Annotated in this window: 15 protein-coding genes; 10 read left to right on the top strand and 5 right to left on the bottom strand. The window is 60.0% G+C overall.

The genetic code is table 11. The annotated features are described in order from the left end of the window. From IB259_RS11125 to IB259_RS11090, 8 genes are all read left to right on the top strand, one after another. On the top strand, positions 1-3,396 hold the full coding sequence (locus tag IB259_RS11125; RefSeq protein ID WP_192329618.1) for a host specificity protein J: 3,396 nt from the start codon (positions 1-3) through the stop codon (positions 3,394-3,396). Beyond that, positions 3,396-3,701, top strand: a complete 306-nt coding sequence (locus IB259_RS11120) for a hypothetical protein (RefSeq protein WP_192328998.1) — start codon at positions 3,396-3,398, stop codon at positions 3,699-3,701. The genes IB259_RS11125 and IB259_RS11120 overlap by 1 nt, the downstream gene beginning before the upstream one ends. Position 3,702: 1 nt before the next feature. Further along, entirely contained in the window at positions 3,703-4,338 is a 636-nt protein-coding gene (locus IB259_RS11115) for a hypothetical protein (protein ID WP_192328996.1), read from the top strand. Between the two features lie 51 nt (positions 4,339-4,389). Beyond that, positions 4,390-4,737 carry a putative holin gene (locus IB259_RS11110; protein WP_192328994.1) on the top strand — a complete coding sequence of 116 codons (348 nt, stop codon included), beginning with the start codon at positions 4,390-4,392 and terminating at the stop codon, positions 4,735-4,737. 1 nt (position 4,738) lies between these two features. After that, the gene (locus tag IB259_RS11105; protein ID WP_217278776.1) at positions 4,739-5,038 is read left to right on the top strand and encodes a phage holin family protein; all 300 of its coding nucleotides are present in this window, start codon (positions 4,739-4,741) and stop codon (positions 5,036-5,038) included. After that, positions 5,035-5,565, top strand: coding sequence for a hypothetical protein (locus tag IB259_RS11100; RefSeq protein WP_192328992.1), 531 nt, complete (start codon positions 5,035-5,037; stop codon positions 5,563-5,565). The genes IB259_RS11105 and IB259_RS11100 overlap by 4 nt, the downstream gene beginning before the upstream one ends. Further along, positions 5,562-6,095: a DUF2514 family protein gene (locus IB259_RS11095; protein WP_225596844.1), complete on the top strand. Its 534-nt coding sequence runs from the start codon at positions 5,562-5,564 to the stop codon at positions 6,093-6,095. The genes IB259_RS11100 and IB259_RS11095 overlap by 4 nt, the downstream gene beginning before the upstream one ends. Positions 6,096-6,750: 655 nt before the next feature. Continuing rightward, complete coding sequence (locus tag IB259_RS11090) at positions 6,751-6,987, top strand: DNA-3-methyladenine glycosylase (RefSeq protein WP_192328990.1); 237 nt, start codon at positions 6,751-6,753, stop codon at positions 6,985-6,987. Between the two features lie 50 nt (positions 6,988-7,037). Here IB259_RS11090 and IB259_RS31165 read toward each other — a convergent pair whose 3' ends face one another. Further along, positions 7,038-7,262, bottom strand: a complete 225-nt coding sequence (locus IB259_RS31165) for a CrpP-related protein (RefSeq protein ID WP_304503462.1) — start codon at positions 7,260-7,262, stop codon at positions 7,038-7,040. A gap of 227 nt (positions 7,263-7,489) precedes the next feature. Further along, complete coding sequence (locus IB259_RS30995) at positions 7,490-7,927, bottom strand: hypothetical protein (RefSeq protein WP_225596843.1); 438 nt, start codon at positions 7,925-7,927, stop codon at positions 7,490-7,492. A gap of 585 nt (positions 7,928-8,512) precedes the next feature. Between IB259_RS30995 and IB259_RS11085 the strand changes: the two genes are divergently transcribed. Beyond that, complete coding sequence (locus IB259_RS11085; RefSeq protein WP_192328988.1) at positions 8,513-8,800, top strand: hypothetical protein; 288 nt, start codon at positions 8,513-8,515, stop codon at positions 8,798-8,800. 514 nt (positions 8,801-9,314) lie between these two features. Here the strand turns inward: IB259_RS11085 and IB259_RS11080 are convergent. Together IB259_RS11080 and IB259_RS11075 are read right to left on the bottom strand one after the other, a co-directional pair. Beyond that, positions 9,315-10,628, bottom strand: a complete 1,314-nt coding sequence (locus IB259_RS11080) for a site-specific integrase (RefSeq protein ID WP_192328986.1) — start codon at positions 10,626-10,628, stop codon at positions 9,315-9,317. A 281-nt stretch (positions 10,629-10,909) separates the two neighbouring features. Then, a complete protein-coding gene (locus IB259_RS11075) occupies positions 10,910-11,479 on the bottom strand; it encodes a TetR/AcrR family transcriptional regulator (RefSeq protein ID WP_225591306.1) in 570 nt (189 codons plus the stop codon). Positions 11,480-11,997: 518 nt separating this feature from the next. On the opposite strand from IB259_RS11075, the gene IB259_RS11070 reads away from it, so the two are divergent. Then, positions 11,998-12,834, top strand: a complete 837-nt coding sequence (locus IB259_RS11070; RefSeq protein ID WP_119450670.1) for an SDR family oxidoreductase — start codon at positions 11,998-12,000, stop codon at positions 12,832-12,834. 66 nt (positions 12,835-12,900) lie between these two features. Here the strand turns inward: IB259_RS11070 and IB259_RS11065 are convergent, their stop codons facing one another. Further along, positions 12,901-13,551: an HD domain-containing protein gene (locus IB259_RS11065; RefSeq protein WP_192328984.1), complete on the bottom strand. Its 651-nt coding sequence runs from the start codon at positions 13,549-13,551 to the stop codon at positions 12,901-12,903. Positions 13,552-13,562: the final 11 nt, after the last annotated feature.

The raw sequence follows: 13,562 nt of genomic DNA, 5'->3' as shown, positions 1-13,562 counted from the left end.
ATGCAATTCAATCGAGCCAGCGGGGCGCCTTCGGGCGCCCTTTTCGTTTCTGGTGGCTCGCGTCGAAGAGGTAGGCCCGTGGTCGGCCACGGGGGCGGGAAGAGTGGGGGCGGCGGCCGCTCTCCGAAGGAGGCGCCCGACAGTCTCCATAGCACTGCCTACGCCCGCATTATCGACTTGGTGTCGGAAGGGGAGATTTTTGGGCCAACCCATGGTTTAGGCGGCGCGTTGCGTGATGTGTACTTGGACGGTACGCCAGTAGCGAATGAAGACGGCTCGCTGAATTTCCAGAATGTCGCTATCGACTTTCGCACTGGCACACAGACGCAGGACCCGCTGCCGGGATTTCCTGCATCCGAGGTGACTACCGCTGCCAACGTCGAACTGACCGCGGCGTTGCCATGGGTTCGTTCGTTCTCTGACACGCAGCTGTCTGCAATTCGAATAACGCTCGCGGTCAACGGCCTGTCCCAAGCGAACACGAGCAATGGCGACATTACAGGCTATCGCGTTGAGTATCGAATCGAAGTCAGTACAGACGGGGGCGTGTATCAAACTGCGCTTACATCGGCCTTTGACGGCAAGACTACGCAGCGCTACGCCCGATCGCACCGGATTGATTTGCCGGCGGCTCGTTCTGGTTGGTCAGTTCGCGTGGTGCGCATCACAGCCAACGCAAGCAGCAGCACCGTTTCTGATCGGACTTTCGTAGAAGCCTATACCGAAGTGATCGATGCGAAGCTGCGCTACCCGATGTCGGCCGTGTTCGGTATCAAGGTCGATGCATCCCAGTTTCAGAACGTGCCTGTTCGGGCGTATGACTTGAAAGGGCGCATCATTCGCGTTCCGTCAAACTATGACCCGGAGTCGCGCGCCTATTCGGGGACATGGGACGGCACATTCAAACTCGCATGGACGGATAATCCAGCCTGGATCTTCTTTGATCTGGTGAGCAACGACCGATACGGCTTGGGCGAGCGTATCCCGGCCGGATGGTTGGATAAGTGGGGTCTGTACCAGATCGCTCGCTATTGCGACGAACTGGTGCCGGACGGGTTCGGCGGGCAGGAACCGCGTTTCACCTGCAATGTCTATCTGCAAACGGCCGCTGACGCGTATCGCTTGCTCCAAGATCTGGCATCTGTGTTTCGCGGCATGTCGTACTGGGCTAGCGGTTCCGTCTTTGCAGTGGCGGACATGCCTGGCGACCCGGTCTATACGTTCACGTCCGCGAACGTCATTGAAGGGCGCTTCCACTACGCCGGATCGGCCCTTAATACCCGCTACACCGTGGCGCTGGTGTCGTGGAACGACCTTTCCGACATGGGGCGGCAGAAGGTTGAGTATGTGGAAGACCGCAGCGGCCTGGTGCGATATGGCCTCCGGCAGATCGAGGTCAGTGCGTTCGGGTGTACATCGCGAGGGCAAGCGAACCGCGTAGGAAAGTGGCTTTTGCTGACCTCCCGGATGGAAACGCGGTCCGTTTCGTTCTCGGTAGGCCTGGATTCCTGCCGTGTTCATCCGGGCAGCATTATCCGCGTGGCAGACCAGCACCTGGCTGGCCGTCGTATCGGAGGGCGGATTCATGCGGCGACCAGAACGGTGATTACTGTTGACGCCGCGCTGGGTGTCCGGCCAGGCGATCGCCTGACGGTCAACCTGCCCAGCGGTGTGTCCGAGACGCGAATCATCAGCACCGCGGTGGGCCAGGGGCTGACTGCGGACATGACGACCTTTACAGTCGATTCCACCGAGTTGACTGCGGATATGGTGGGTCTTCCGGGAACGGTCCTTATCCTGACCGTTACGGCACCCTATTCGGAGGTTCCCGAGGCCGAATGCGTGTGGACACTGGAATCCGAGACGCTATCTGCACAACGCTTTCGAGTGTTGAAGGTGAAGCGCAAGGAAGGGCTTGTCGCCGAGATTTCTGCGATCCAGCACGAGCCGGGAAAGTTCGATAACGTGGATTTCGGCACGCGGCTGGAACCGGTGCCGATCACGGTTATCCCTCCTGGCGTGCAGCCGCCTCCGACCGAGGTGGCCATCACGTCCTATCCGGTGATCAGTCAGGGCTTCGCCAGCCATACCGCCGTCTTCTCTTGGAAGCGCGCGGAGAGTGCGGTTGCCTACGAGGTGCAGTGGCGCCGGGATAACTCGGAATGGGTGAATATGCCGCGCACGGGGTCGACGAGCGTCGAGGTGCCGAACGTCTACGCAGGGGCATTCCTATGCCGGGTGCGCGCCTTGAATGCGCTGGATATCGCTTCTGTGTGGGCCTCGTCGACGCTCACGCAGTTGGACGGCATTCTGGCTCCGCCTCCGACCGTCACCAGCCTGGTGCCGACCGCGCTGGTCTTCGCTATTCGATTGAAGTGGGGATTGCCTGCGGGGCCGTCCATTCTGGAACGGACGGAGATCTGGTACAGCGCTTCGCCTGCATTCGAGTCCGCGCAGAAGTTGGGTGACTATGCGTTCCCCCAAGACAGCACGACGCTGATGGGCTTGTCCGCCGGCGCGCGGCTGTACTTCTGGGCGATCCTGCGAGACAGGAACGGCGTGGCGGGGCCGCGCTATCCGGCGGGGAATGGCGTGCTTGGCCAGGCAAGCTCCGACGCCGGCGAAATTCTTGAGTACCTCACCGACAAGATCACCCAGACCCAGCTGGCGCGAGACGTCCTCGCGCCGATTGAGCGGATCCCGGTGCTTGAAACTCGGATAGCTCAGGAAGAGACGACTCGGCAGAGCCAAAATGAGGCGATGGCTCAGACCATCAGTACCGTCAGCGCGAAGGTCAACGAGAACACCGGCCTAATTCAGCAGGAATCGCTTACCCGCGCGAACGAGAATGAAGCGATGGGCCGACGCGTCACGGACGTGCAAGCGACGGCGGGGGCAGCGTCACAAAAGGCAGATCAGGCGTTCGCCGGAGTGCAAGAGACAAGCCAGGCCATCGCCAAGACCAATGGCGATTTGTCGGCGATGTGGACGATAAAGGCGCAGACCACTGCGGGAGGCCGCAGCTACATGGCCGGCATCGGGGTTGGTGTGTCGAACACAGGCGGCATCCGCGAATCGCAGGTGCTGGTGATGGCGGATCGCTTTGCGGTGTTGCATCCGAACGGAAGCAGCGTTACGTCGCCCTTCGTTATTCAGGGTGGACAGGTCTTCATGAGCCAGGCCCTGATTGGTACGGGCTGGATCACCAACGCAATGATCGGCAGCTACATCCAGTCCGACAACTATGTGCCGGGGGTTTCTGGCTGGCGCATTGATAAGGCGGGGAACTTCGAGATGAACGGAAGCAATGGTGCCGGCCGGCTGCTTATCTCTCCCGGGCTCATGCGCGTCTTTGACGCAAATGGGGTGCTTCGCGTTAGGGTTGGGAACTGGTAATGCCGAGCGGAATTGAAACCTTCGACGCGCAAGGCCGTATTACCTGCGGTGTTCTTGACGAGATGGGACGGCTCGCTGTCCATGCAGACCTTGGTGGCTACAACCAGGTTTGGTCGTTCACGGTACCTCCCGAGGTGGAGTGCAGGGAGATCATCGGGTTCACCATGATGATCTATGGCCCCGGCTCGATGTGGGGGTACTACCCTCCGGTGATAGCCCAAAGCGGGCGGACAGTGACATTCACGACCAGCCCGTATACGGCATTGCCTGCCGCGACTTGGCGCTGCTTTGTTATGGTGATTTGACATGCCTAGTGGACTGTATGTGAAAGGCGATCTTGGGCAAGTGCAGATCGATGAGAATTATCGGAATGTGGCGCTGATCGCGCGTGGAAGCGTGTCATTGCCGGCGGCCTGGGGCTCGGCCATCCTCCAGGTGCCTGCATCGGTCGTGATGGTGGCGTTCCGCAGTGAGAAATGGATCTACGTCCATGAGACACAGCTGTCTGGCGCGACCATCAGGTACGAACTGCGCAACGGTGAAGTGGGCGGAAGTGCGCCGGTTTATTGGTACGCGTTCGGCGCGCCGGCCGGCGGCGGGAACAGTGGCATTGAGGTGTTCGATGCGGCGACCCGCCAGGTGTTCCATTCCGATTTTTCGTACTGGAACTACTACGGCTTTTTCACCTCCCAGGGCGCGGGGCAGGAGATCGATATCACGACCCCATTCGTGCCGCTCGTGGTCCAGTTGGGCGTGTCCACGTACATATCCATGTACAACGAGGTCGACGCCTATCAGTCCATCACCTATTTCCGAACTATCGGAAATCGAGTCCAGACGAAGAATGATGGAGGTATCTCATCCGGGAACTGGCCGGGAAACTACACGTATGGGGAGGATGGCGCGTCATTGCTGGTCTTGAATTCGTCGCGTATCTATTGAGAAGGCCTGTTGCCCCGCCTCGCGCGGGGCATTTTTTTGGAGTTCGGATAAATGGCAGAACCTGCAAGCACAGGTGTTGTGGCGGCAGCGGCTGCGGGCGTGACGCTCGCCGGCCTGCTGCCGGGGATCGATGGCAACGCCCTCATTGGGGCCTTTGCTGGGGCGTCACTTTTTGTGGTGTCGCGAAAGGAGGGGGGCTTGCTCTCGCGCGGGATCTACTGGGCTATTTCCTTCGTGATTGGTTACTTGGCAGCACCGGACGTGGTGGCGCTGACACCCATCAAGGAAACGGCCATCGCCGCGTTCGGCGCTGCTGCGCTAGTCGTGACTATCGCTCTGGCCGCGATCGAGCGCGTCAAGACGTTCGACTTCACCACGGTCTTCAAGAAGGGGGGCTGAGATGCAACCTGCCGAAATGATCAGTATGGGCCACCAGCATCTGGTGGCCCTTTTGTTTGTGGTGGCGAATTTCGCTTCGGCCGTGCGGCTGCTGCTTTACCGGCGCAACGGCGCACGGTTCCGGAGAGGGATGTCTTGGCTGGCCTACCTGCTGATTGTCGGCACGGGCGGCCAGGCCCTGGATGTGCTCGTGCGGCATGAGCCTGTGACGGTGTGGCAGGCGGTGGTAGCGGTGCTGATCGCCGTGCTGGTTTATCGCGCCCAGGGGAATGTGGCGTGCATTGTGAGGGTTAATTCATGACGCTGAAAGAGATTGTCGCGGGGGCGATCAACCCGGCGCTGGCGCTGTTGCCAGCCGATATGGACACGCCTGCGGCACGCGTCCAGATGCTGGCTACCGGTCTGCAAGAAAGTCGCTTTGTGGACCGCCGTCAACTGGTCGGAAGCCCGCCGCGGCCGGTTGGTCCCGCCAAGAGCTTCTGGCAAGCGGAGCGGGGCGGCGGCATGGTGCACGGCGTCCGGCTGCATGCGGCAACGAGCGCCGCGGCTGCCCACCTCTACCAGGCCCGGGGCGTGCTCGCGCGCGATGGCGCGATCTGGGACGCCATCGAGCATGACGACGTGCTGGCGGCCGGCCTGGCCCGTCTGCTGTTGTGGAGCGACCCAGGCCGGCTGCCGCTTATGGGTGACATAGAGGGCGCCTGGCGGTTGTATCTGCGCACCTGGCGGCCCGGCGCTTACGACCACGGCACACCCGCCCAGCGCGCAGAGCTTCGCGCCAAGTGGGGCCGCAACTACGCCCAGGCAGTTGCAGAGGTGGCTCCATGACCGCCTTGACGCGCGCGGCCGACGTGCTGGCAGGGTGGAGGGGCTACGCGGTCGTCGCGCTGCTGGTGGCTGGCGTGGTAGGTGGTTCGGCGTGGACGGCTCGCGGCTGGCTGGCCGACGCGTCCGAGGCCAAGGCCGCCTCGGATCGCGACAAGGAGCGGCTGGCCGAAGCCCAAGCCAAAATGACCGCCATCGAGGCGGCACGAGAGGAAGGAAGACGGCGCACCGCCGAAGTGGAGAAAGCCCGAGATGATGCCAAGAAACAAGCCGCTGCCGCGGTTGCTAGTGCTGCTAGCGCTCGTACTGAGCACAACAGGTTGCGCGACCGCGCCGACGCACTGGCTCGCGCCGCAAGCGGCCGAGATCCCGCCGCTGCCGGCGGAAGCCCGCCAGGGGCCGACGGCGTCGACCTGCTCGCCTACATGCTCAGACGCGTTAGCGACCGAGCTACGCAGCTTGCGGACATTGCAGACGGTGCCCGTGTCGCGGGACTGACCTGCGAGCGGATATATGATGCACTACGTCAATAGTGATGCAACTGAATCGAGAGGTCGGCGAAGCAAACAGCGCAAATCGTCATAGAGCGAAAGTGCGACAACAATACCCACGCCGCCGTCCGATATTGTGATAGCGTCACGAAATCCCTCTATCAATTGGTTACACCATACGGGAGAAGGCGATGTTTCGTGCGAGCGATTGGACTAAAGCCGGAGAAGTATGGGAGGGTTGGGGAGAGGTCGCATTCCTCACAGTGGCATATTTGCTTGTCGGCCATCAGGTCTTAGTGGGCGCGGATGCCTATGAGCTGATCCGGATCCTTGTAATTCAGCATGAGCACTCTCAACTCGCTGAGGTCTTGCTTCTTTCAGCAATGGCGTTTCCCGTCGCCTGTATCGTGCTCTTCATCCAGCTGCGCCGCCTACAGCTGGAAACTCGGCGCCGAAGGGCGCTAGACGCGCGCATCACTGAGCTCTTTAAGCGGGTGCGGGATGCGAGGCACGGCAAAATCAGCCGTAGCAACCCCTAGCGGGCGCCATCCCCTTGCGCAGCTTGCGGCGATTCCAAGTCTTGGGCCCCATGCCAGACGTAGCGGATGGCAACACCCGAGTCTTTAGCTCGTTGTATGTCCAGTGCTACCCTGGGTATGAATCTTGCTGCTCTCAACAAGAACTCTTGGGGATCGATGTGAATACGGACGAGTTTGTTTCTAAGATGATTGTGACCGCCGGCCCTGAGAATTTGGGATTCGGAGACTGGACGGAGGTGCTCTACGCCTACGCTGCAGTGTTGGAGCGGATAGAAGCGCGGTTGACCGTGGAGGAGACTCACGAACTGGTTGGCGTGGGCGGCCAGTTCTATCGGACTCTCGCGCGTGCTGAAGACTATCGCCGCACGTTTACGCGTAATTCTTCCGCGGAGTGAACCTCGCGGCGATTCAGGTACGCGCCCCGTAATGGGCGCGTGCTTGAGACTTACACCGCATGTAGGCCTGCAAATTGAACGGGGCTCGGCGGCGGTCTTGTCACTTCCTTTTCCTTCGCCCATCCTGCTTCCCACGCATCGACCTTGGCCTGCCAAACTCTGGGTGATTCTCCCGTGTGCCCGGGCATTGCCTGGGCCTTGAGGTAGGGGCAGTCCCAAAGGGTCAATCCTTGGCGGGCGGCGGCTCCTCCCTGCTTTCGGATGTCGTCATACATTCCTGAACCCTCCAAAAGTAGATGGTCGAATAGAAAGTATGAAATGAGTTGGGATGCGAGTGCAATGGTGTTTCCGTACCAGAGTACGACGTCAACACGTACTAGGGCTGCACCAACCCTTTGCGCAGCTTGGTTGTTAGGGAGCGATACACTGCCTCCACCATCGCTATCTTTTCGAAGCGCACGTTCGCTATGCCGCAACTTCGACTTGGGGTACGCGCTCGAGCCTATCCAGCCAATTTCATGGAGACATCGACGTGCGTACCGCGATCCAGATCGACTCCTGGCCCCGCCGTACACTCGGGAAGGTCAAGCTGTTCGCTCGTAATTTCACCGGCCTCAATTCGCTTAGTGATGTCATCGAGCAGCAGCGTGCGCGAAGCGAACCCCCGGCCTGTGAGACCTTTCACGAACAGCCGATAGGCTAACGTGGGCTCAGCTCCTTTCATAATGCCGAAGTCAAAGATTCGGCCTTGCTCATTCCGGAGAAACAGGCGCCCAGGGCGAGCATAGATTCTGTACACACGCCAAGGCGACAAGGTCGCAGCCTGGGGGGAGGGCCGATGTTCTCGGTGGCCACCGTCGTGATTGAACGATGTCGTTGCAGGGAGGAACTTTCGGCAGGCAGAAACGACGCGTGAAAATGACTTACTAAAAAGCTTCATGATGGGTAGCGGCCTAAATGAATCGCAGCGCGGCGTATCCGCGAAATAGCAAATCAGCCGACCAGATCTGAGTTTTTGTTTTCTGGGCCGATAGGCCTCTATCGTGGCCTTTGAACCGGTGCAGAAGTATCGTGTCGGGATGGATACGCGACAACGCTGGCCCTCGCAATCACGCGATGAGTCAGCGTCCGCTCACAAGCTTTCAGTCATCCATCACCGGCCAAGCAGCTGCACTTTCCGTGACGGGAAGGGGCCGAAAGCGTGCGATTCGCTACTGAGGGGTACGCTGTTTCAGAGGGTCGTCCTGTGCTTGTTTACGAGCTGCCTCTTCTTTTTGTTCTTGGCTTTGCTGTTCTTGCTGCTTGTTAGGCACGTCCGATTGACCAGGTTGGGCGGGAGGACCTGCGGCGCTGAAGCGGGTAGGAAATGTCATGATGTTTGCCTTTTTGGTTGTCGTGGTGAGTACCACATACCCACAGTACGCCCTGTGGTAGGTCTGGCCTAAGACTAAATTGAAACAGGCGTAAGTCGTCGAGCAGTGCCTGCCCTACACTGGTTGTATGCAATCCTCTGGGAGGCTGCAGCATGTCACAGACAATCGGTACTAAAGCGCTAGAGCGATGGGACGATGAGGGAGGCTCGCAACTTGCTTCTCTGGCTCAGGCGTTCGCTATTGAGGAATTCGAGGTGTCTGAACGTCGAATTCTCGCTTTTCTAGGGGCGTCGGTGTTGAGCCTTTGGGATGAGCTCCCGCTCGACGCGCGTCGGCGGGTATTGAATAGCGAGATCGCTCAAGCAGCATTCGACAGGTCTGCACTCAAGGCGAGGATTGCGCGCATCGCTGAAGGGGCTTTTTCGGGGCAGAAAACATGATTCACGATCATGATGACTCGGACATTGAGCGCTGGCTAAATGAAGGTGGCGTACGATTGCCCACGTCGGTTGAGATGTTAGACACTGGGGTGCTTGACGAAGGCGAGCGGCGAGTCATTGCTTGCCTTGGGGCTGCGATCTTGAGCATCTGGCGTGAAATGCCGACTGAAATCCGGAGAAAGGTGCTACAGAGTGCACTCAGCACTTCTACCTATGATGCCTCGCTGCTAAAAGCAAAGGTTGCAGTGTTTCTCAGGGGAAACAAGAATTCTTAGCGAAAGTTCCAGCTACCGCGCGATTGAGGGTGAAGACTTCTTCCAGCGTCTCTGCCAAGAGGCTGCCGCGTGGAATACGTCGCGAACGGTAGGTCTCTACTTGCAGCATATACGTGGGCTGTCGGAAGGTGCGGGTTGTACTGAATTGTTGGCTTGGCTCGAGCGTGCGGAGCAAGCCGCGAAAAACTGGATCCGACGAATCGTCGTCTCGGAACGGTGTAATTGATCTGAGCAGTCTTCTATACATCACTGGATGGGAGCCAGCCGACCGGCTGTCCCAGTAGTGTGGTGAGATGTAGCCCAAGGGCTTCGAACGCATCTTTCCGCTGGGGCAGCATTGTCTGGCGTTGATAGGTCCGGGTGGTCTTCTTCGCCTTCTTATGGTTTAGGCACAAGTCAATAACGTCGGACGAGATTCCGAGCTCACCCATGATCGTGGCGCCCGTGCGGCGCAGGTCATGCTGACTCCAGTGGCCGCCGGGCAGATCAAGCACCGTGCTGTTCTTTCGCCCCTTGACCGGCTTGGCGCGAGTTTGGCGATCGGTCAGTCGGCGAGTTACCTCGGTTTCCGATAGGTGGCCGCCATCGCGCCCTTCAAATAAATACTCGCCTTCGCCGGGCAGCTCACACATTCGGTCCCACACCGCCAGGGCGAATTCACTCAGGTGCACCAGGTGGGGCTTCTTGTTCTTCGACACATCGGCAGGAATGGTCCACGTGGCAGCTTTCCGATTGACAGCACCCTTGCGTTTGATGGTAGCGACCTCGACTGCGCGGCCCAGTGTCGCCAGCGTCCACCACACGGCAAGCTCGGTATGAACAGGCAGTACCCGGCGCGTTGCCGTGTAGTAGCGCGATTTCGACTCGGGTGGTGTTGCCAGGATGTCGCGCAACATGACGATTTCCGCATCATCCAAGACGCGATCGCTTTCGTTGTCTTGGCCGCCAGCGTCCTTGCGCGTGATGGCGGCAGTGGGGTCACCCTGCATCCACTCTCGCGCCGCAGCGTATCGGAACATCTGGCCAAGCTCGCCAAGGAGTAGGTTCGCGGTCCGCATCTTGTTCGCGTCGCGGGCTGCATCAATGACGACCATGAGCTGTCCGCGGCGGATCTTGCTCAGGGGGATATCGCCTACCCTGGGACGGACATAGTTCTCAAACCGGCTCTTGATCGAATCCTTGTCGCTTTTGCTGGAGCGATTGCGCTCGACGTGCTTGGTGTACCAAATGTCGTATAGCTCGCCCACAGTACTCGGGGTATCCCCATCTTCCGCCAGCAGAACCGCAGCTGCGTCGGGGCTTACGCCTTGCGCTACAAGCGTCTTTCGTTGGGATGCCTTCTCGCGCGCATCTGCGAGGCGAAGCGCCGGATAGGCGCCGATGTACTCACGCACGCGCTTTCCGGTGGTCGGACTGGTGTACCGCACCGCCCACATCCTGGTGCCATTGGTCTTGATGCGAAGGGCGAGGCCTCCGCCGTCGGTGAGTTCATATTCACGGTCTTTCGGCTTGGCTGCCAAGATCGTGCGGTCGGTTAATAAGTTCGTTGCCATTGCCGAATCGTCAGAGCGCGTGGGAAGGTGGACCAAAAGTGGACCACTGAAACGCCGCTTCAGTCAATCGATAACAAACTGGTGCAAACTGTGATTTCATCTATCCTATTGAAATATCGAAAAAAAATCGCCTATAACAAACTGCGTCACACCCTCAAAAACGCGACTAAAAACGATTTGGGAGCAGAGGGTCGTGAGTTCGAATCCCACCGCCCCGACCAATGAAAAAAGGCCGTCAGCGACATGTCGCTGACGGCCTTTTGCCATTTCCGGGCCGACCCTCAGGTCAAGCGCAGCATCCGCCGCATCCTGTCCGTCAGCAGCTGCTTGATTGCATCATCCGGGAGGCGCATTGGACCCGGGTCCGTCAGCATCATGGCACTGAGCGTTCCCAGCAGCATCTGCATGGCGATCTGGATTTCCAATTCTGTGTCCACGCCCGCCTGGACCGGCATTTTTCGAGCCAAGGCCGGCACGAACAGGGCATGCATATGGCGATTCAAGATGACCAACGGACTCGATTCTCGTTCGGCCATCGAGAAATCCTGTAGCACGGCCTTGAAAGTCCCCTGGCTTTCGCGGCAGCCATCGACGTAAAAATCCACCATGGCTGCGACGATATCCGAGGCGGTGCCTTCGGTCCAGACGGCGTCTTGGCGGACAAGATTATCGGCTTGCGCTTTGCTTTCCGTGACGGCAGCGTCCAGGACTGCCGCAAGAAAGGTCTCTTTGTCCTGGAAACGGCCATAGAACGCGCCGATGGATGTGTCCGCGAGACGTATCACGTCACCAATCAGTACCAGGTCCAGGTTGGCGTGCCGTTCTATCAATTCGCGGCCGGCGCGGATCATCCTGGCCAGGGACTCCTCGCTGCGTAACTGACGGGGAGGGCGCGGAACGCCCGGTGATTGCGCGACCGGGCGAGCGGCTTTCCGCTCCCTGGAAGCGCGCGTTGTCTTGGTAGTTGTTTTCTGCGATGGAGGGGCTGCCATGACAACATCTATCCAAACCTGAAGTGCCACATTATGCCGTAGCAGATGCGCTCTCTTATCGATCAAGCGCCTGTTGCTGCCACGTCATAACGGGGAGGTTGTTTGCAGGACGAACGGCGGTCACAGGTGCTTGGCCCAGCACTGATCTCGGCCTAGGGAAACCTCGCGTTGAACGGCCTCAAGTACCTTCCAATAATAGAATTAGAATTCTAATTATTGTGTGACAACGAAATATGGCCGTGGGTTGGTCCTCCTGCCAGCTCTGCCGTATCCCACGGATCAGTCCGCGACTTGCGTGGATGCAACGGCAGGTCATGCGCACGGCGGCGATGCGGCATGGCGCGGCTCCTCGCATAGCGGCATTGGAGAAGAGAATCATGAGCGATTACATCTCAGGCAAGACCATCGTCATTACCGGGGCAGGCGGCGGCTTTGGACGCCAGGTCGCGCAGCAGGCCGCCGCCCGTGGCGCGCTGGTGACGTGCGGCGATATCGACGCGGACGCTGCGGCGGAAACCGTCGCGCGCATTACCGCGGCGGGCGGCCGGGCGCAGGCCCTAGCCGCGGATGTCCGCATTCTGGATGACCTGAGAGGCCTCGTCGGCGCCAGCGTGCAGCGCTATGGTTCGATCGACGTAATGCTCAACAATGCAGGCATCATGCCGCTGGCTTTTGTCGCGGATCACTCGCGTGCCTACGATGCCTGGATGCGTTGTATCGACATCAATATGAGGGGCGTGTTCAATGGCATGATTGCCGCCCACGATGCGATGATCTTTCAGGGGCGGGGCCACTTCATCAACATCTCGTCCATCTATGGGGACTTCCCCGCAGTGGGCGCGGCAATCTACGGCGCCACCAAAGCCGCAGTCGATTTCATGTCGGAAGCCGTGAGGACGGAGGCGCGCGGGAAGATCAAGGTTACGACCATCAGCCCCACCGGAGTGCCCAACACCGGACTTGGCGGGTCCGTAGCCAACCACGCTGCCGCCGTCGGGAGAGTCGGGAACAACATGGAGCAATTCATGGCAATGGTAAAGGGCCTGCAGGAAGGGGCCCTGCCGCCTGATCTCCGCGATCCGGAGAGCCTGTCGCATATGCCGGTGGAGCCTGACTCGATCGCCGACGCGATCCTGCTGGCCATCGATCAACCGTGGGGCGTTTCGGTCAGCGACATGACGGTGCGCGCTTCGGCGGATTGCTTCGTGCTGTGATGGATCCGTGGTTTGTCGGCCAGGCGCCGCCAGCCTGCCAATTGATGGCGTGGCCGGGAACCTGAATCAGGCCGACCAATCTGCCACGAACTCATCACGAAACCGCCGTATCCAGTCCAGCCGCGTTGCTGCAAGCGCGCGGCCGCCATCCGTCTGCATGGTTCCCGCGATACGTGAGAGCTTCAATTCGATGTGATCCAGCGCGTAGGCGCCGTCGTCCAGTTGCCGATGCGTGCCCATAGGGTCGGTGGGGTGCGCAAGCGCCCGCCCCAGTTGCCCGCCGACATGGAACATGCGGGCCAGTCCCACCGGTCCAAGCGCATCCAGGCGGTCGGCATCCTGCACGATGCGGGCCTCGATGGTCCGGGGCGGGATGTTGGCGGAGTAGCTGTGGGCCTCGATGGCGTGATGGACGGCTGCGAGCTTGGTTGAGGGATAGCCGGCGGCCTGCAGCTCACGCACGGCCTCGTCAGCCGCCATGGTCGATGCGCGCGCCCGGTCGGGATGGTTCTTGGGCAGGTTGACAAGGTCATGCAGGTAACTGGCGGCCATGACCACCATGGCGTCGGCTTCGGGGTGGTGCGCCAGCATGCTGTTGGCGGCCTTCCATACGCGTTCCAGATGGCTCAGGTCATGGGCGCCGTCACCGGTATCCGCGCTCTGGGCGATCAGTATGAGCTGCGGCCGCAATGCCGCCAAATCTTCGCGCATCTTCATTTTCTTCCGCC

This window comes from Achromobacter sp. ACM04 (assembly GCF_014851465.1).
Taxonomy (GTDB): domain Bacteria; phylum Pseudomonadota; class Gammaproteobacteria; order Burkholderiales; family Burkholderiaceae_B; genus Achromobacter; species Achromobacter aegrifaciens.
This window is presented reverse-complemented; position numbering and strand designations above follow the sequence as displayed.

Bases quoted from the DNA above. Each gene is read 5' to 3' on its own strand.
- IB259_RS11125 (WP_192329618.1), top strand. From the start codon at position 1: ATGCAATTCAATCGAGCCAGCGGGGCGCCTTCGGGCGCCCTTTTCGTT.
- IB259_RS11120 (WP_192328998.1), top strand. From the start codon at position 3,396: ATGCCGAGCGGAATTGAAACCTTCGACGCGCAAGGCCGTATTACCTGC.
- IB259_RS11115 (WP_192328996.1), top strand. From the start codon at position 3,703: ATGCCTAGTGGACTGTATGTGAAAGGCGATCTTGGGCAAGTGCAGATC.
- IB259_RS11110 (WP_192328994.1), top strand. From the start codon at position 4,390: ATGGCAGAACCTGCAAGCACAGGTGTTGTGGCGGCAGCGGCTGCGGGC.
- IB259_RS11105 (WP_217278776.1), top strand. From the start codon at position 4,739: ATGCAACCTGCCGAAATGATCAGTATGGGCCACCAGCATCTGGTGGCC.
- IB259_RS11100 (WP_192328992.1), top strand. From the start codon at position 5,035: ATGACGCTGAAAGAGATTGTCGCGGGGGCGATCAACCCGGCGCTGGCG.
- IB259_RS11095 (WP_225596844.1), top strand. From the start codon at position 5,562: ATGACCGCCTTGACGCGCGCGGCCGACGTGCTGGCAGGGTGGAGGGGC.
- IB259_RS31165 (WP_304503462.1), bottom strand. From the start codon at position 7,262: ATGTATGACGACATCCGAAAGCAGGGAGGAGCCGCCGCCCGCCAAGGA.
- IB259_RS30995 (WP_225596843.1), bottom strand. From the start codon at position 7,927: ATGAAGCTTTTTAGTAAGTCATTTTCACGCGTCGTTTCTGCCTGCCGA.
- IB259_RS11085 (WP_192328988.1), top strand. From the start codon at position 8,513: ATGTCACAGACAATCGGTACTAAAGCGCTAGAGCGATGGGACGATGAG.
- IB259_RS11080 (WP_192328986.1), bottom strand. From the start codon at position 10,628: ATGGCAACGAACTTATTAACCGACCGCACGATCTTGGCAGCCAAGCCG.
- IB259_RS11075 (WP_225591306.1), bottom strand. From the start codon at position 11,479: ATGATCCGCGCCGGCCGCGAATTGATAGAACGGCACGCCAACCTGGAC.
- IB259_RS11070 (WP_119450670.1), top strand. From the start codon at position 11,998: ATGAGCGATTACATCTCAGGCAAGACCATCGTCATTACCGGGGCAGGC.
- IB259_RS11065 (WP_192328984.1), bottom strand. From the start codon at position 13,551: ATGAAGATGCGCGAAGATTTGGCGGCATTGCGGCCGCAGCTCATACTG.